Origin of the sequence: Burkholderia sp. Bp9140, assembly GCF_003853425.1 — a bacterium.
Lineage (GTDB): Bacteria > Pseudomonadota > Gammaproteobacteria > Burkholderiales > Burkholderiaceae > Burkholderia.
In genome coordinates this window covers 111,871-131,069 of the sequence record NZ_QTPQ01000014.1, presented here as the reverse complement: position 1 = coordinate 131,069, position 19,199 = coordinate 111,871, and the positions used below count along the sequence as shown (strand labels likewise).

Below are 19,199 nucleotides of genomic sequence, written 5' to 3'. Positions count from 1 at the left end.
CTAGCGGCCCTCGCGCGGCAGGTACGACAGCTTGCCGAGAATCGCATCGGCGAACAGCGCCGGCAACAGCGTCAACAGCCGCATCCCGAGCGCGAGCGTGCCCGGAAACGCGATTTCCGCCCGGCCCGCGTGCAGTCTGCGGCGAATATGCCGCGCGGCGCGATCGGCCGACCACATGAACGGCTTGTCGCCGGGAAAGACGTCGCTCATCGCGGTCTTCACGAATCCGGGCAATACGATCGACATCCGGATGCCGTCGCGTGCCAGCAGCGGCCGCACGGAATCGCCATAGGCCTTGACCGCCGCCTTGCTCGCGCAGTACGCGGGCGAAATCGCCATTCCGCGCAACGCCGCGAGCGAACTGACCATTGCAACGTGACCCCGACGACGCCCGCGCATGCGAGCGATCACCGGCAGCACCGCGTGCAGCGCACCGTACAGATTCGTATCGACCACGACGGTCGTGCGCTCGAGTTCCTCCCAGTCGTCGGCATGCGCGAGCGTACTCGCAACGCCCGCGTTCGCAATCAGCAAATCGATCGGATGCGCGTCGTCGAACGCATCCAGCCACGCGCGCAGCGCTTCGGCATCGCACACGTCGACACGACCGCGTTCGACCGTCGCGCCACGCGCGCGGCAGGCCGCCGCCACCTCGTCGAGGCGCGTGGCGTCGCGGCCGATCAACCCGACAACGACGCCGGGCCCGGCATAGGCCAGCGCCAGCGCGCGCCCGAGTCCGGCCGTCGCGCCGGTGATCACGACATGACGTGGTTCAGGCGAACGCATGACTGACCTCCACCTGGGTTGCCTCCAGTCGTCGCACGGCGCCTTCCACGGCCATGTCGATGCCGGTATCCGTATAGAAGTCCCCGTTGATCTGCGTGTGATGAATCACATAATCCAGAAAGGCGTGGAACAGGCCTTCGTCGGGCCGCTCGGCATGCGCCCAGAAGCTGTCGAGTCCGCCCTGCCAAGTCAGTCCCGGCATGTCGTAGATCGCCACGCCCAATGCGATCAGCGGGCAATGGTGGTAAAGCGCCGACATCCCGGTGGTACTGTTGACCAGCACCACGCCGCGCGTGTGGTCGAGCAGCGTCGGCAGATGGCCGGCGTCGATGAACGCCACGCGATCGGTGATCCCGAGTGCGCGCGCCAGCTGCCGGATGTGGCCGCGATAATCGAACACGCCCGTATCCAGTGGATGGTTCTTGACAAGCAGGTCGTGCCCGCCGGGTGCGTGCTGCGCGAATGATTGCAATACGGCGTCGATCGATGCGCGCACGCTGCCGAATGGCGAATGATGGACGATCTGCGCGTCCGCATTGACCTGGAGCGGAAACAGATAATAGGGTCGGCCGGCAAGCAGGCGCTGCGTCACGCGCTCGGACTCGCGATCGAATATCGGTTGTTTCAACGCGCGCGTCGCCAGTCCCGCGTATTCGACAAAGCCGTTGCGCGGACGATGGCTGCGATAATTCGGAAAACGGGACCGATACAGTGTATTGGCCGCACGATAGCGCATGTCGTGATATGCACGGACGGCCAGTCGATATCCGGTGGCGTGTCCCAGATCGCGCGGAGGCGTTACGCTGCGCTGATCCAGATACCACGCCGGATCGCGCGGCAGCAATGAACGGCCATTGACGCCATGACGCTCGAGTGTCAGCCAGTGCGGACGCACGTACCCTTCCTCGAATACCTGCACGGCGACACCCTGATCGCGGGCGACAGGATGCACGGGCCGGTGAATGGCCCGGCAGTCGCCGAACAGGATCACATCCGTCACATCGCCGGTTCGCAGCGTTGTCGCATACCACGCGGCAAGCTCGTCCGGATGCGCGGTGTAATCGTTCGCAGCACCATTTCCGGAATAGACCAGGTCTCCTCCACAGAAATTAATCCTGCGAATGCAATGGCCGCGACTCCGCAACGCAGCAGCCAATCGGCTAAAGAACGGCGATGCCGTGCCCTGCAGAATCAGAAAAGAGCGTCGCATTATTAATATGATTTATCATTTTTCAATATTTTTACGCACACACACGAAATGAACGCCGAATGCGCCGGCAGTTAAACCACCACCCCTACCCCGATTTTTTGGCCCCGGATTTATAGGTGAACGATTGTATCGTTTTACGAGATAACGATACAACCTCGGCTGTCCGAAAAACGCTATAGCAGAATTGCGTTACCGGACGCCGTCAGCACCATTTCCCTTTGACCGCCGGCTAAAGCTTCGCGAGCCAGCGCTGCAGCGACATGTAAAGCTTTTTGCGCGCCGAAATCCGGTATTCCGAGTAAGTCGTCAGCGCCCACATCTTGACTTTCCCGGACTGCTGCTTCAGCCGATTGCGCTTCAGCTTGCCCTGCCCCGTCGACTGACGCTGCGCGTGCAGCAATGTGATTGCGTGTCGCGCGTCGATCACGGCGCGGGAAACCGGATGCACATAACGCGGATAGCGCAGCAGCGTCCCGGCAATCAGCTCGTCAAGCGTCAGCCGGCGGCGGCGGCGCGACCACACCGGGTGGGTATCCGGCCGATCGCCGGCGATCGGCATGTGCCCGGCGCCTGGCGATGCGCTCGCGAAGATGTCGTGCGTGAGCCCCCAGCCTGCATAAAACGGCGCACCGTAGCAGACGACCCGCTTGCCGCGCAGCAGCGCCTCGAAGCCGGTCAACGACGTCATCGTATGCACCTCGTCGGCCTGCTCGACGCATGCGATCACGTCGGATTCAGGCGCCACGGCATCAGCAAGCCTGTGCGCTTCATGCAGCGGAACCGCGCCCGCGCGATTGCCGCTGACGACGTCGGGATGCGGCTTGAAGACGATGAACGCATCGGGATGGGCGGCCCGCACGCTCGACAGCAAACCGAGATTCGTGGAGATCCACGGCGAGCCGGTCCGGATCGATGCATCATCCTCGACCTGCCCGGGGACCAGAATCACGTTCGCCGGACGGGGCGACGGCAACACGACGCCGCCGTTGCCGACGTTGTACTTGCCGATGCGCGCGTCGACCAGTGCCGCGCGCACGGTGCGGGCCTCTGCGAGTTCCGCATCGTCGAAGCCGCCTCGCTCGAGGATTGCCTCCAGCCGGGACGGCGAGCGCGGATCGAAATAGATGCCGAGATCGTCGATCACGAGCGAAAGCGGCGCGATCAGGTTCGAGCCGAGACCGACGGAGCGGATGAACCCGTCCTCCATGCGAAGCACGGGCAAACCCAGTTCCTGCGCGACGACAGCGACATCGGGACGGCGGGCGCCCCATAGCACGACGCGACGCGACGCATCTGGCGGCAGACGCCGCAACGCCGCCGGCGAGTCGACGAAACGCACGCGCGCGCCGCCGTGCCGCAGAAACGGTGCGACCACGCTGCGCTTCCACAGGCTCAGCCCGACGCACACGAGCTCGCCTCTCGTCACTTCGTTCAGCCGGCGTTGCTTCGCGAGATGGGCGATCACGTTGAAGATCGTGCCGCGGCTGCCGGTTTCCGGATCGAGGTAGCGGCAATAGCGCAGGTATGCCGCGGCGAACAGCTGGTGCAGCGTCGCGCTGCCGCGACGAGCGGCAACGATCGGTGCGTCCGCATGGCGGTCGTCGGTGAGCCCCCATCCGGCGTACCACGGCAAGCCGAATGTCACGACCGGCTTGCCGCATAGCAGCGCCTCGAAGCCCATCTGCGACGAAACCGCGTAGACCTTGCCGACCCGCTTCAGCAGCGAAGGCGGACTCACGTCCGCCGGTAGCAGACGCACGCGCGAATCGCTGAATGCAGCGTCGACGAGATAGCCGGCCTTCTTGCCGCACGTCACGTCGGGATGCGTCTTGATCCAGACCGGCTTGTCCGGGTTTTCGGCGAGCGCAGCGGCCAGCATCGCGCGAAACGACGATTCGTCGGCGCCGCCGAGACGGACGGCGACGTCGCCGCGGGTCTGGTCGATGACCAGAATCGCGTCGTCGCGCCAGGCAGCGGGAGGAACGAAGTCGGGCGCGTGGTTGTATTTGGACAGGCCGTGGCTGACGATCAGGGACATCGCGCGATCGGCCTCGCTGCGCAATGCATCGGCACGGTCGCCAGCCAGCCCGGCGACGTCCTTCACGAGCATCTCGAGACGGGACGGCCGGCTGGCGTCGTAGTAGATTCCGAGATCGTCGATGGCGATCGACAGCGCGGCATCGCCGAGCACGCCGAGCGAGACGGAGCGGAGGAAGCCGTCTTCGAGCCTCAACGTTCGCGCCCCGGCGGCATCAGCCCAGCGCTCCGCACGCGCCCCGCTTTCCCGCTTACCCCACCCAAGGAAGCCGGTTGCCTGCCCGGCCTGCCGGGACCAGCATAGCTTCACCCTCGCATCCAGCAGGACGGATCGGCGAAGCGTCCATAGCCCGACGCTCCAGACCGGAACTCCCCAGTCCTCGCGCCCGCTCACGGCGTCTCCTCGCGGCTCGGCTTGCGCGCCGTCCTGTCTTGCGAGCGGCGATGGCGCGCCTGCCCGATATCCGCGAGCAACGGCCTGAGGTGTCGCACCAGATTCCTCGCATAGGGCCATCGTGCGTAGTGGTGATCGAGATCCTTGCGGCGCCACGAATCCTTCACGATGCCATTCGCCCCCAGCGCGGACGGGCTAGAGTCGAGATATGACACGCCGATGCTGGAGCAGAACGCCATGACACGGGCATTGAATTGCAGCGTCAATTCCGTCCGTTTTCGCTGAGTGGCGCCGACCTGTTCGCGGATCGCATTGCCCCGATTTTTCCGTGCCGTCTCGTCGTTCAGCGTCGGCAACGGCGCACTCAGTACGAGGACGCGCCCGAGCTTCGACAGGTCACCGATGTATTCACAATAGTTGTTGACCGCACGGTCGAAGATTTCCGACATCGCATCGCCGCGCGTCTCCACGAGACGCCAAAGGGAGTAACCCGTATCAACTTCACCGAGATTAACGATGACGAGATCACGCTCGATTTCGTCGAGCGCCGTGTCGAACCTGGACCACGCGGACGTGATCGAATGGCGATTGATGATCCCGATCGCTGTCGCGCCCGGCACGTATTCGACCGTGAATTGTGCGTTCGGCAACATGAACTGAAACCACGCGTGTTCGAAGACGCGCACGTGCGAGTCGCCGATCACCAGGACGTTGACGACCGGGCGCCGCATCATCCGCGATGCAGCACGTCCCCAGAGACGAAGCGTCCGTGAAAGCGCGGATTTCGCCATCATCCGGCAATCACGGCAGCGATCTCTCGGAGGCGATGAGACCAAGTGTGATGATTCCGCACATACTCCGCGCCGGCACGCGCACGCTCCAAGTCGAGCGACGACGGACCGTGCAGGAGCCGCGCAAAGAGGTCCTCCGCCTCTGCCGCATCGTGAACCTGATAACAGTAGTCGCGAAACAGCGCGTCGACCGCAGGCGACGGATTCGTGACCGCAATCCCTCCGCAACCGATGATCTCGACCAATCGACGGGAGAACATCGTCGGCGAGTCTTCTATCGTATTGACGTTAAGCGACACGAGATAGTCCCGGAAAACCGACGCGGTTTCCGCATGGGACATCGCCGGAAGCACTTGCAGATCGGGAAGGCTCGGGAACCGGTAGTGCGCGGCCTTGCGGTGCGAATTCCTGTCGATCGCTGTCAGACCGAGGCCGGTCCCGCATGCGGCACCGAACAGTATGTCCTGCCAGTATCGGCGCCGTTCATGAACATGGCGGCCGTAACTCCCGACGAAGGAGGCCCGGCGATACTTGAAATTGAATCCCTGAAAACCGTGTGTCCGTGGCTGGATCGCGAACATCATGGTATTGACTGGCACCTCGTTCCCGAGCGCCGCCCGATATTTCGGCACGCAATCGGAATCGACCGTGAACACGTAATCGAAAAGCCTGGCGCTCTCGACGAATCTGTCGAAATGCACGCCGTCTTCCTTGTTCCAGAACACGGTCGGGATGCCGCGATCGCGCACAGCCGCAACCAGCTTCGCGAGCGAGAGGTTGGTTCGCGACGGATAGTCGGGATACGAGGCAATCTTGTACTTCCACTTCGCCTTCGGGCCTTCCCAGGCCGATTCGACGAGCAGGAAGTCCGGCCGGCTCAATGAAAGGCGCCAGCGGTAATCGATCGGCCCGACCGGCACGACACGCGCGTCATACACGAGGCTGGCGCTTGTCAGCGGGTCGGCGACGAGTGCCACGGTCGGCTTCAGATGCATCATCGCCCGATTGCCTGCGGCCGAATCACGCAGCAGGCTTCGATCCAGCAACGCATGTTCAAGTAAAACTCCACCATGAATCAATTACTCCGAAATTCAACCGGCCATTTCCGCCTGGAGAAAGCGTCAATTGATTTTGTCCACCACGATCAGGGACGACCACTTGTCGTCGGCGTCGCCATACTTCATGACGGACGCCGGCACGAAGCGGCTCCCCTTGAAGATGTTCCGCACTGCCCCCGGGCTCAATGCGTCCGCCCCGGAGCGACGTTGCAGGAAATCCACTGCCCGGCTCCCGGAGTCGCCCGCCTGATTTGCCGCGATGTGGAAGACCAGCTTGCTACCCGTGCCAAGCACGGTGCCGAGTTCCTTCAATCCCTTCGTCAGCACCCGCGAAACCGCAGCGGGCTCCTTGCATTCGACGACGAAACCGCTGGCACCCGACGGAACATCCTCGGGCACGATTCCCCTGTCGGCGGTCGCGACGATCTGCGTCAGATCGCCCAGTTTATCGGTGATCGCTCGAAGGGCGTCGTCCATGCGCTCGTGAGCGGACCACGCGATTTCGACTTCCTTGATCCGCTTGCCTTCCACCCTTCTAGATTTTTCGTCGGCATGGGCGGGAGGCGCCTCGACCGTGTCGTCGTGCTCGGGGACATCCAGGTACCGCTTGACCTTTGCATCCAGATCCGGAGCGACGTCGTAGACAATCACCCGCGAGCGCCGAAACCCCAGCCCAGTCTTGAACACGTTGAGGCCGGCACCGACGTTGCCCTGATACAGATAGTTGATGCCGCGAACCCAGGGCATCGTTTCAATGATCTCCCGCACGGCCTCGCTCATCAGCAGATTCATGACGCCGCTGCCCAGGTGGTCGCGATGCCCGAGTATGTGATTGATCTGCAGGATTTCGCCATAGCAGAACATCGTGATGTACGCGCGAATCCTGCCTTCAAAAAATGCTCCGAAGAAGATTTCGCGATGCCGCGGGCAAGCATGCTTCAGCAGGATCGATTGCGGACGCTGATAGAAATACGCGGGAATCTTCTTCCCTTGCCGAATCTCGGTTGACGTCCTGATTTCAAGAATGTCATCGGGATAATCGTCGGGATTGGCTGCCTTGTATTCGTAGCCATGTCGCCCGGCCTTTCGGATCATGTTCCGGGAGCTGTCACCAATAAACTTCAGATAATCGGCATGCGACTTCGGAATGGCGAGAAAGGACGGCTTTCCCGCGTAGGTCCTGGCGAACAATTTTCGATCATCGACGTCGAACAGGTGGTCCTCGATCCCATAGTATCGATTCGACTTGTGCGCCTCGGCCATGTTGGAATGCCAGCGTTTGTTGTGATTGGCGCAGTCGGCATTTGCGATGCATGCATCGCAAATGGAAAGCAGGTTGCCGTGAACCAGCGGTAATCCGTCATCATCTGCCCGCCACGCCTCCAGGCTTTTCACCTTGTACGACGGCGCAATCGAATGCGCCGTCGAAGGCTTGTGGTTGACAGTAAGATTGTTAATGAATATAGGGTACGTCCAGCTCCACGTACGCAGGCCGAATCGCCGACAAGCGAGACCTTCAAGGTTGACGACGAACTCCAAGGCATCGTCGTGCACCGCCGAATCAAGATATCGATAATAGCCAAAATCGGATTTCGCGATTCCCGCACGTGCGAGTGCAACCTCATCCGGCTCTGCGTCAAATTCAAATACTGCGAGCGAAGCCCCGCGCTTTCCGGCTGGGTAATTTCCAACACTGGCCTGAATGACAATGTCGGCGTATTTCGCTCTGGTGTCGAACCATACGATTTCAGATGTAAGTACAAGCGATTCGATCGAATATAGCGCATCCCGCCCAATCAATCGCCTAAACATCTCTTTCATCAACACCTCGCCGTCCAGGGAACAAACGTTTGCGCTGTTCCGGTATGCTTTCAAATATTGCCCATCGGACAGGGGTGAATTGGCCTCAACATCCGGATAAATGCCACCAACTGCAGTCCAGACAGGTTTAAAATATTTTTCCCACGCGGCTCGGTGACGAATATCCTCGAAGACATAAAATCGGGAATTATACGATTCCCTTACAAAATGCAACGTGTCGACAAACCCCGGCCCCGAATCCGGTTTGATCGCGACTTGATCTTTTTCCGTCCCGATACCTCGCGAGGCCGCCAATCTCTCATTGGCCAGACAATTCGTCAAGTCTGGCAGCACATTCGTCGCGATCCCCGCTGCCCCATCAAGCAGCGCAGCCAGACGCAACGCTGTAATGCCATCCGATCCGACACCACAGATACAGATTGCGAAAATGTCGATCGTCAGTTTCTCGGCAATGTCCCGTACCAGAATCGACAATTCCGCGATCGCGGTGTCGTCAGGCCACTGCAAGCTTTCAGGCGCAGCGGCCTGAACGCGATCAATGAGTTGGTGCGAATCCACGAGGCACAACAACGCACCGTCGAGGCGCGGCTCGTCGCACATTCCGTCTTGCGCGCGGACAATCGGCGCCACGTTGCAAAATGTTTGTTCCGAACCGACGAGGACTACGAGCTCGCGCGTTTCACCCGGGCGGAACAGCGCCTGGAAGACCCGGTCACCGGCAACATGTTCGAATGCCGTCGGTTGATTCGTCCACGCCGCCAGTGCTTCGCTCCGATACCGCGGGAGATTCCGACAGACCGGCGCCGAACACGCCGCAGACGCATGCGTTCCAGCCTCGTCGGTTTCGGCTTCCAGCCAATACATGCCGTCGCGCTCCGCCAATTCGAACGTGATGGCACCGGCTTCGACACCGTCTTTCCGGCTAACGATGTCGCCGTTTCTGCGTAGCGCCACACCCGCCCCCGATGCGACAAGTGAGCGTCGCAGCGTTGCCCGTAGATGGCTGCCGTCCTGCTCGATCCCCACGGCATCGAACGCCGCTGCTTGCCGGCTCGAGATCTGCGACGTGACGACCAACGCGGATGAAGTCGGAAGCGCGGTGGCATCGGCCGAGCAGCACTCGTATTGCTCGGCGTCCACACAGGTCATGCGATCGAACTCGTGAAGCAGCCGAATGGTTTCCCGATAGAGTTCCGGTATGTAGTGAAACGGTGAGACGCCCCATCGATGGTTGTCATCACCGATCAGCAGCTCAGGCGAATACTCCAGGAACTGCGTCTGCGCCAGATCGCGAGCGATGTAGTCATACATCCGGCCAAGCAACGTGTTGTTGTCGGCGACACCCCAGTTAAACTGTCGGCCAGCGGCAGTTCGTTCACCCCAGAACACCTTGTTGATCGCTATGTTGCGCCTGAGCCCCATATCGGTCGCATACGAGAGAAAGCGCGTCCACCCCTCGCACCATCGATCCCAGAATTCCTCGCCGCCGGAGCGAACCGTCCTGCCCCGCTTGTATTCCTGTGCAAATCCGGCACGAACGATTTCGTCGGAGAGCGTGCAGCAACGTCCGGTCGTATCGTCGACCCACAGATTGAATCGCTCGTCGATCAGGTCGACCAGAACGATATCGGTCTTCTCGACGAGCGCCTCACGGAAAAAGTGCTTCGTCAGATCGCGCTCGACGACCCTGCGCCCGAACGACGACGGGATTTCGGATATGCAGCGCGGAATGTCATCCGAAAACGGGACGGCGTTGAGCGAGGCGAGCGACGAGCGAGCGTAGTAGTCCGACAGCTCTATCGAGCCGTCAGACACATATTCCAGCGCATCCCTCGATACGCATGTACCCAGAATCAGCAGTTTCATCCTATTTCCAGAACTTCCGGCACATCCATCGCCGCGCTCGTCGCGGCATTCGATGGCCCCCTCCGACGACGGACTTGTCCTCAAACGTTGGCAATTCGCTTCAGGATCGCCCAATGCTTGGACGTCATGGCACTCCACGAACGCGATTGGGCGAGTTTGATTCGCGCCTCGCGATGCACGTCCTCGTCCAGTTCATCCAGCGATTCGTTGATCGCCCGGATCCATTCCGCCTTGCTAGCGGCGACCCGCAGCAGCGGACGCCCGACCGTGACCGCGTTCATCGGCGACGAAATGACCGGCTTGCCGGCGGCGAAATATTCCCAGAGCTTCAGGGGCTCGACCGCGTGCATGGCGTCGTTGACGACGAAGGGAATGATCGCTACGTCATAGCGCGCGATCGCGGCAGCGCCAACCGGCCGACTGACACGTCCGACAAAGAACACGTTGGGGAGCGCCATCAGGCGTTCGACGTATTCCTCGACATCCTTCAATCGATGCTTTTCGACTTGTCCGTTGAAGACGAAGTCCAGCTCCGGCATTTCCGCACACACTTCGGACATCATTTTCCAGTCGAAGAAATCGCTCAGATTGCCGAGATACCCGATCGACTTCCGCCTGACGGAGCGCGCCACATCGACACAGCGATAGCGCGCAAACACGTCGTACGCGACGCCGTTCCCGACCAGGCTCCACGAGCCCGCGTGATGTTTCTTCCGATCGGCCAGAGGCTGCGACGTGAAGAACACGTGATCGGCCTCCCGGAGCACCTCTGGTTCGAGTCGGGCCACCTCGGGATACGTTGCACCGGTACTGAAATCGGCGGTGTATTCGTCGTACACCTCGTACACGAACGTCGACTTTTCGCCAAGATGCTTTCTCTGGTTCGGCTTGTAGATCCAGTGAACGACCTTGCTCCGAGCGCCGTACAGATGGGCAGCCACTCGTTCGGCAATCGCGCCGACAGCATCGTTCGATTTCAGCAACGCATGAACGTTGGCTCCGGCAGGGAATCCGCCGGTCAGCAGCCGGATCCGCGCGACGTTGTCGCTTTCACGAACCAGCTTCAAGGCCAGCGACGACAGCAACTCGCTTTCAAGCGCTGCATTGCCCTTGAGCAGGGTCGCGTAGTGACTGCCGGGTTCGACGATGAGGAATTCGCATGCGTCGCCGGCATTCCTTGCCAGTGCCTCGAGCATTTCGCGGCGATGGAACCCGTGCCACGTGTCGATCGCCCACACGACCACGACGGTCTTCTGCCGAGTCGCCACCGCACCGGCTTGCACCGCGGATTGCTTCGGCAGCAGCACTTCAAGCCACTGGTCCCGCACGACATCGGCGCTGTAGGTCTCCCCGATAAACGCAGCCCCTTGTGCTGCGAGCCTCGCGCCAGTATTCGATTTCCTGAAGAAATCGATGTTGTCCGCCGCGGCCTGCGCCGAGTCGACCAACGGCAAGAGCGGATAGATCGTCTTCGCACCATCCCAGTTCCAGACGACCGGAATCGCTCGCGAACACATCCCCTCGGCGACCGCCATATGGAAGCTTTCGAAATCCGACGGCGAGAGCAGGAAACCGATCTTCCTGAACCATTGATGCACGTCGTCGCCGGCAGGATCGAACACGATCTTGTGCCGCAAGTCGCTGCTGTTGATCTTTTCGAAGATCTTCGTGTAGTACTCGCGTTCAGCGGTACGCGCCATCAGCCAGCGATAGCTCTGCGGGTTCGCCCCCTTTACGTGCAGCGTGTAGCGCTCGTCCTTCTCCAGCAACCGGCGCAACGTGTCGATCGCGAGATCGAGACGCTTGCGGGACGGCACGATGCCGATCATGCCGAGATTGAACTCGTTGCCCCCCATCTTTTCGTGCTGGAAGCGCTTCGAATCCAGGAAGTTGCCGACGACGCGAACCTTCTCCTTCGGCATGGGGAATTTGGCGACGCACTCCTCCAGGATGTGCTGACCGACGAACACGACCGCATCCATCTTCTCGTAGTCAATTTCCCCGGGATACGGCGTATTGCGCTCCTGCAGATGCAGCCGCGTGACCAAGCGCTGGCCGTCACGCTTGTGCCTTGCGCAGAATACGGCGTTCCCGAGCGCCCATTCGGCCACGACGATATCCGCCCACTCCATCATTTCGAGCGTCTGCTTCGGATCGTGATCGTTATGGCCGGACCAGTAATCCTCTTTGAATTCGAACAGGCCCGTGGCCTCGAGATGCGACTGGAGCGGATACCAGAATTTCTGGTCGTGACCACAGACAAGTACTTTGCGTTTGCCAGCCTTCATTTCTTTATAACGATAGATATCAAACGTGGTAGAGGTCGCCATCACATGCGCTCGGGCACTTCGACTCGGGTCGATCAGATCTGGATCGTCGCAATCTTGTTGCGCAGCGCCGCCTCCGGTATTTTCGCCACGTCCGGCAAGTAGTTCGCCGAATCGGCCGAGAACGAACGCAGCGACCCTTGACCGTCCAGCACCGCGCCATCGGGACCCAGCACCTCGAGCGCCGGGCTTTGACCGCGCTTCACTCGCAGCAGCCACGCCTGAGGATCGCGCTCCACATCGAACGCGTACCGGTCCGTGCCATCGCGAGGCTTGGCAACGATATCCGCCTGGCTGTAAACGAAGGCGTGCAGCAGATCCTGCAGGTACCACTTGCCGTAGAAGGCCTGCGGGGAAAACACGCCGACATGCGTCGCGTTGAACGCGGCGCTCGCGCGGGAGACGGCTTCGCCGAGATGATTACCGAGTGAGACGACTTCCACGTTCGGCATGCCAGGCGATTTGACCGAGCCCTTGCGGGTAAACAACACGAGTCGTTTCGCCGTAACCGACATGGCCTGCGACGCAAACATGTCGGCAACATGTCGCGCTTCATTCGCGTTTTCCACGACCGAGAAGACCAGCACACGCACATCTTCAATGACGCGCTTCCCGATACCGACCGTATCGAGAATCTGCTGGGTCCGGTGAGCGAACGTATGCTCGGAGAACACCGCACGGATACCCTTCAGGCTTCTTCGGCGCCACTCGTCTGACGATTCGAGCAACGTACACACCGCCTCGTCGGCTTCCTTCGCATCGTCAACGGTCCAGACGAGATCCTTGCCGAACGTTTCGTCTATGCCAAGTGATCTCGTACTCACGACCGGCGTGCCGCAAGCGAGCAACTCGTAGACCCGGCGCGAGAACATCGTCCGCGAATCGATCACCGAATTCACGTTCAGGAACACACTGTAGCGCCGGTAGGCCCGAGACATTTCGTCATACGGCAGGCTTCCGCGGATGCATTCCTGGAAGCGCTCCGGAAAGGAGAAATCGCTCTTTGCGCCGGCCGCATGGTTGCGATCGAATATGTCGAGCTTGTACTTCATCGCGGCATCGAGCAGCATAATCTGGTCGTCCCGGCGATCCGCGAACCGGTTGGCATAGTAGCTACCGGCAAAGCACAGCTTTCCGTTCCGGTCGCTCGAACCGATCGGATTATGCAGTCCGGGTTCGCATGCGAACGGCAGGACGTTCACTTTCGAGGAAGAGCGTGCCACGTACTGAGGCACCGCCTCCTCCGCCGTCGTAAACACGAAATCGAACTGGGATGCCGACTCGATGAAGTTGTTGAAGTGGACGGGATCTTCCTTGTTCCAGAATACCGTCGGAATACCGCGCTCCTTGAAGCCGCTTACCATGGCCTGCAGTTCGCGCCCCGGCGGATGCGCATAGGAGCCGACCCGGTACTGCCAGGACGACCGGTTTCCGCGCCACGCGGATTCAATGAGCAGCAGTTCCGGTTGATCGCGCGCCAGCAGGCCCTTCCAGTTGTCCGGGCGCGGCTCGACCAGATTGAGGTAAGGCGCGAAGCACTCGCGGCTGAATTCGTCAAAGACAGTCATCGCAGTGACCGCCGAATGCGCCGGCGCTGCCGGCCATCCGAAAATGGACAGATCCTCGGCGAGCGGAATATCGGTCATCGTGGGTTGCGCCGGTGTGCGGGCAACAGCGGACGCCGGCGCAACGATCGGCGGGGCATCGATCCGCGTCGCTTCACCGCCCGTCATGCGGCGCTTCAGCAGCTTCTGCTTGTAGCGCTGATTGGCCTTCCACAACCGCAACGGCAGCGTGAAGACGTGACGGATACTTTTCGTGCCGACGAGCGCGCTGCCAAGATCCCAGGTGAGCGAATTGTTCACCCGGTGGAGTTCGTTCTCGAATATCCGGACCTGCTTCTCAAGCTTCCTGTTTCGCTCGATCTCGTATTGCAGCTTCGAGTAATGTCCGGCGCGCTTCTGCTGCGCGACATCCAGTTCGGCGCGCAGGCTCGCGATCTGCTTGCGCGCTTTGGCAAGCTCGTCGTTGATCCGCTGAAATTCTGGAACACCCAGCCTCGTTTGATCGAGCGCGCTCTTCAGTTGCGAAACCTCGCTCGCCAGTTTTGCATTGCGCTCAATTTCGAGGACGAGCTTCTTGTAGTGACCGCCTCGCTTGGTCTGTGCAATTTCGAGCTCGCGCTGCAGAGCGTCGATCATGCTGGCGAGCGTAGCTGGATCACGTTCGGAAGACGTCTGGATCGTCATTGCCTCTTGTGTCGCTGGGATCTGCTTGTTCATCGCGTACTGGCGTAACGGTTTGGAGGAGTATCGGTTCGAGCGGCCTGCAGGACGGGCCTTCCGGCCGGCCGATGCGCCTGCCTGTCTGGATTGGGTTCAGTCAACGCCAGAGGCCCTTGGTATCGACGAGCCGCTGCCAGGATTGCAGTTCCGGCTTCTCCTTGAAGTTCGCGTGATCGACGAGCAGGACCAGCACGTCGGCGCTGCCGACGGCTTGCTCCAGCGTCGCCAGGCGCACACCGGCTTGCGCCAAGTTTTTCGGCAGATCGTCGATGTACGGTTCGACCGCGACGACGTGCTCCGGAAAAATCCTGGCGAGATTGAGTGCGATGTCGACCGACGGGCTTTCACGCAGATCGTCGATGTTCGGCTTGAATGCGAGCCCAAGGCAAGCAATCCGGATATCGCTTGAGCTCTTGCCTTGGGCAACGGCCGCCTCGACGGCTGCCTTCACCTTGGCGATCACCCATTCCGGCTTGCTGTCGTTCACCTCGCGGGCCGAGCGAATCAGCCGCGCCTGTTCGGGTGTCTTGTTCACGATGAACCACGGATCGACTGCGATGCAGTGGCCGCCCACCCCCGGTCCCGGCTGCAGGATGTTGACGCGCGGATGATGGTTGGCAATCTGGATGAGTTCCCAGACGTCGATGTTCAGCTTGTCGCAGATCAACGACAGTTCATTTGCGAAAGCGATGTTGACGTCGCGGAATGCGTTTTCCGTGAGCTTGGACATCTCTGCGGTACGCGCATCGGTAACCAGCAGTTGACCCTTCACGAAGATGCGATAGACATCCTGCGCACGCATCGCCGATGCCGCGTTGATCCCGCCGATCACGCGATCGTTCTCGACCAGTTCGCGAATCACCTGACCCGGCAGGACACGCTCGGGACAATACGCGACATGGATGTCGCACTCTTGCGTGGCATCGCTTGCGAAGACGAGATCCTTGCGCATTTGCGAAAGCCATTTCGCCATCTGCTCGGTGGTTCCGACCGGTGACGTCGATTCGAGAATCACGACGTTCCCTTTCCGGAGAACCGGCGCGATGGATTCGCTGGCGGCCTTCACGTACGAGAGATCCGGCTCGTATCCGGCACGAAACGGAGTCGGTACCGCAATCATGAATGCATCGGCCGGCTCGGCGATCGTCGATGCCCGCAGCCACCCTTCCCGCACCGCGTCTCGAACAATACTGTCCAGCTCCGGTTCGACGATATGCACTTTGCCCGCATTGATCGTATCGACAGCATTTCTGTCGATGTCCACACCGATCACACGGACCTTGCGCGAAGCCAGAACGGCGGCGGTCGGCAAGCCGATGTACCCGAGGCCGATGACGGAAACGGTATTAATAGATTGCGTCACAATACATCCTTGATTGCGTGTTGATTCTTCGCTCGTCGCCTGCGCAGGCAGGCCGTTCGAGCGCGATATCCCGTTCGATTCGGTGCAGCGGGAGGATCCCGGCGTTTCAGTGGGCGAGCAATTCGGTCGCCGTCTGCCCCTGGCCCGACACATCGCCGGCGAGGAATGAAACGATCCGTTCGCATGCGAGGCCGTCGCCATACGGGTTGTGTGCACGCGCCATTTCCTCGTAGCGCAGCGGATCGTCGAGCAGTTCGCTGCAAGCGGCAATGATCCGATGGCCGTCCGAACCAACCAGACGCACGGTGCCCGCGGCAACCGCCTCCGGTCGCTCGGTCGTGTCACGCATCACGAGCACGGGCTTGCCCAGCGACGGGGCCTCTTCCTGAATTCCGCCCGAATCGGTCAGAATCACCGTGGAACGCGACATCAGGTATACGAACGGCAGATAATCCTGCGGATTCAGGAGGTGCACGTTCGCAATGCCGGAAAGAATCTCTTCGGCAGGCAGCTTGACTTGCGGATTCAGATGGATCGGATAGACGAAGTCGACATCGTCGTACCGGCTCGCCAGTTGCCTGATGGCATGGCAGATGTTCCGAATGCCGTCGCCGAAATTCTCGCGTCGATGCGCCGTGACCAGCACCATGCGGCGCGACGGGTCAAGCATCGGGAACGTTGCGCGCATCTGGCTTTGCAATGCGTCGTCACGTTCGAGACGTCGCGTCACGGCCAGCAATGCATCGATGACCGTATTGCCGGTGACGATGATGTTGTCGTCACGCACGCGCTCAGCAATGAGATTCTCGCGTGAAGCCTCGGTCGGTGCGAAGTGAAGATCGGCAAGCTGACCGGTCAACTTGCGATTCCCTTCCTCCGGCCACGGGGAATACATGTCTCCGCTACGCAATCCCGCCTCGATGTGTCCGACCTTGATTTTCAGATAGAACGAGGCCAGCGCACTCGCGAACGTCGTCGTCGTGTCGCCATGCACGAGTACGTAGTCCGGACGGAACGATTCCAGAACCGGCGTGATCTCGTTCACGATATCGCACGTGATCGATTGCAGCGTCTGTCCTGCCTTCATCAAGTTCAGATCGTAATCCGGCTTGATTTCGAAGAGGTCGAGGACCTGATCGAGCATTTGCCGGTGCTGTGCAGTGACGCATACGCGGCAATCCACACCCGACTTCCCCCTAAGCGCGTGCACCAGTGGCGCCATCTTGATCGCCTCCGGCCGCGTGCCAAACACGGTCAGAATTTTCATACTGTATTTTTTGCTTTTGTATAAGCCCGCTTCCGGGCAAACCGCCGAATTGCGCTCATATCAGTTCGCGCTGCGGCCCTCTTTTGCATTACGTAACGCGATCGCAACCGCGTTACGTAACGTCCTGCCTGTTACCACCAGAAGATCACCTTCGCCGCCACGGCCAGTTGATACAGGATTTGCGTAATCCCCCGGGTGATCTCAATATTCTTTGATTTCACCTTCGGCAAAACCATCAACTCGTCACCCGAAGCAATCTTCGTACCACTCTCCGCAATCTCAGCCTTGCCGTTCTGGTGAATCACGACGATCTTGCTGTTGTCGGCCTTCTGCGTATATCCGCCGACGTGCGAAATGTAGTCGTTCGCCGTCATGCCCGATTGCCACTCAACGGCATTCGGGAAGAGCACCTCTCCATGCACCATGACAACGCTCGTGCGCTCGGGAATATTGATGACATCCCCGTCCTCGAGAATCACGTCGCTCATCGTCTTTTCGTTGAGGACGACTTGCCCCTTGAACTCAGTCTTGCTGGCCAGCGCAGCAAACTTGGTAATCCCCTCGGCTTCCTTCGCGCGCAAATTCGCTTCCTCGCTCGTTGCGGAGGGAGCCGACAGTGCCGCCTCCTGCAGCTTCTGGAGCTCGACGGCCAGCATTTCCTTCTGCCGATCGGCGACCGACTTGCGGAACAGCTGGACCTCGTCGATGCGCGACAACGGATTCGCCCGGACTTGGGCGAGAACCTGCGCCATCGTCGCACCATAAGGCAATACCAGCGCGTGTTCGCCGGAATGAGCGCCCTCGACGCGAACCTGGATCGTGCCGGCGTAGCGATCCGCCGTAACGACGAGTTGATCGCCATCGTTTAACTTCACGTTCGTTGCGTCGGCAATCGGGTAGTACTCGGTCGTCTTTTTACTACCCTGGCGGCGCACGATGCTGACGTGCGTCGCACCGGGTTTGGGGCGCGCAATGGCGAGCGCCTGCTGCAATGAAATGATTGGTGCGCCGAATTCAAAATCGTAGGCGTTGTACACCTCGCCGCGCACCGAGAAAACGTGCTCGCGCGGCCCGACGACGACGACGTCGCCATCCGCCAGTTGAAGCTGGTCGATGACGCCGTTGAGCAGAAAGTCGTAGAGGTTGAAATGCTTGCGCACGATGCCACCGCGCTTGACCGTCACGTCGACGTAGCTGCCGCGCTCGACGTCGACGCCACCCGCCTTGTCGATATACGACAGGATGCTTTCGGACGCGATACCGCCGTACATGCCCGGCTGCTTGACGTATCCGGTGACATACACCTTGACCGGCTGCGCAACGTCGAGGCTCGCATAGACGTTCACGTTCGCCTTGTAGACCCTGCGCACCTCGGAAAGCACACGCCCGTTCAGGTCCGCGTTGCGCACGCCCGCAACGGTAACCGGGCCGACGTTCGGCACGAAGATATTGCCCTGCGGATCGACGATCAACTGACCGTCGAAGGCGAATGCGCCCCACATGCGCAGCGTGACCGTATCGCCGATGCTGACCTGATACCCCGGATTGAAGCCGGATCCTCGGCTGTTGTGGAACGTGCCGCCGAACAACTGCGAACCAAACATGTTGTTCGGCGCCTGCGGCATGACCGACACGTCGCCCGACGCCGGCGCCATTCCGCCCGGATTGCCCTGCTGCCGGCCAAGCTTCGCGTTCTGCATCGCCAGTGCCGCTGCCGCCAGCGACGCGTCGTCCGGGCTATAGCTGAACTGCTGAATATTGCCGGATGCCGAGCGGGATGATGTCGAGCCGCTGTCATTTGCGCCCGTCGAAATCCCGAACAGCGAGTCGGTCATTGCCGCCGACGCACCCACACTCGCGACGCTCAATACGAACATCGCCGATGCGATCCGGCTTCTTGATGAATTGGTCATGTTGATTTAATTGCACATGTCGACGGTCGGACGATTTCGCTACCCCGCAAACGACCGTGACATATACCCGCCAGTTTTGAT

Annotated in this window: 11 protein-coding genes; all 11 read right to left on the bottom strand. The window is 60.6% G+C overall.

Annotated features, from left to right (window positions below; genetic code table 11):
- The 11 genes from DIE21_RS14140 to DIE21_RS14090 all read right to left on the bottom strand — a co-directional run bounded on the left by DIE21_RS14140 (position 1) and on the right by DIE21_RS14090 (position 19,118).
- On the bottom strand, positions 1-786 hold the full coding sequence (locus tag DIE21_RS14140; RefSeq protein ID WP_124498284.1) for an SDR family oxidoreductase: 786 nt from the start codon (positions 784-786) through the stop codon (positions 1-3).
- Entirely contained in the window at positions 773-1,996 is a 1,224-nt protein-coding gene (locus tag DIE21_RS14135; protein ID WP_124498283.1) for a capsule biosynthesis protein, read from the bottom strand. The genes DIE21_RS14140 and DIE21_RS14135 overlap by 14 nt, the downstream gene beginning before the upstream one ends.
- A gap of 229 nt (positions 1,997-2,225) precedes the next feature.
- Entirely contained in the window at positions 2,226-4,427 is a 2,202-nt protein-coding gene (locus DIE21_RS14130) for a capsular polysaccharide biosynthesis protein (RefSeq protein WP_124498282.1), read from the bottom strand.
- The gene (locus DIE21_RS14125) at positions 4,424-5,221 is read right to left on the bottom strand and encodes an SGNH/GDSL hydrolase family protein (RefSeq protein ID WP_260432478.1); all 798 of its coding nucleotides are present in this window, start codon (positions 5,219-5,221) and stop codon (positions 4,424-4,426) included. Before DIE21_RS14125 ends, DIE21_RS14130 begins: the two co-directional genes overlap by 4 nt.
- Positions 5,218-6,216 carry a glycosyltransferase gene (locus DIE21_RS14120; RefSeq protein WP_124498281.1) on the bottom strand — a complete coding sequence of 333 codons (999 nt, stop codon included), beginning with the start codon at positions 6,214-6,216 and terminating at the stop codon, positions 5,218-5,220. Before DIE21_RS14120 ends, DIE21_RS14125 begins: the two co-directional genes overlap by 4 nt.
- 123 nt (positions 6,217-6,339) lie before the next feature.
- On the bottom strand, positions 6,340-9,963 hold the full coding sequence (locus DIE21_RS14115) for a DUF6270 domain-containing protein (protein WP_124498280.1): 3,624 nt from the start codon (positions 9,961-9,963) through the stop codon (positions 6,340-6,342).
- Positions 9,964-10,043: 80 nt separating this feature from the next.
- Complete coding sequence (locus DIE21_RS14110; protein WP_124498279.1) at positions 10,044-12,293, bottom strand: glycosyltransferase; 2,250 nt, start codon at positions 12,291-12,293, stop codon at positions 10,044-10,046.
- A gap of 32 nt (positions 12,294-12,325) precedes the next feature.
- Positions 12,326-14,572 (bottom strand): glycosyltransferase, encoded by a 2,247-nt coding sequence (locus DIE21_RS14105; RefSeq protein ID WP_124498278.1) that lies wholly within the window; start codon positions 14,570-14,572, stop codon positions 12,326-12,328.
- A gap of 100 nt (positions 14,573-14,672) precedes the next feature.
- Positions 14,673-15,938: a UDP-N-acetyl-D-mannosamine dehydrogenase gene (wecC, locus tag DIE21_RS14100; protein ID WP_124498277.1), complete on the bottom strand. Its 1,266-nt coding sequence runs from the start codon at positions 15,936-15,938 to the stop codon at positions 14,673-14,675.
- A gap of 106 nt (positions 15,939-16,044) precedes the next feature.
- On the bottom strand, positions 16,045-17,205 hold the full coding sequence (gene wecB, locus DIE21_RS14095; protein WP_124498276.1) for a non-hydrolyzing UDP-N-acetylglucosamine 2-epimerase: 1,161 nt from the start codon (positions 17,203-17,205) through the stop codon (positions 16,045-16,047).
- A 131-nt stretch (positions 17,206-17,336) separates the two neighbouring features.
- On the bottom strand, positions 17,337-19,118 hold the full coding sequence (locus DIE21_RS14090; protein ID WP_260432477.1) for a polysaccharide biosynthesis/export family protein: 1,782 nt from the start codon (positions 19,116-19,118) through the stop codon (positions 17,337-17,339).
- Between the last annotated feature and the right edge of the window lie 81 nt (positions 19,119-19,199).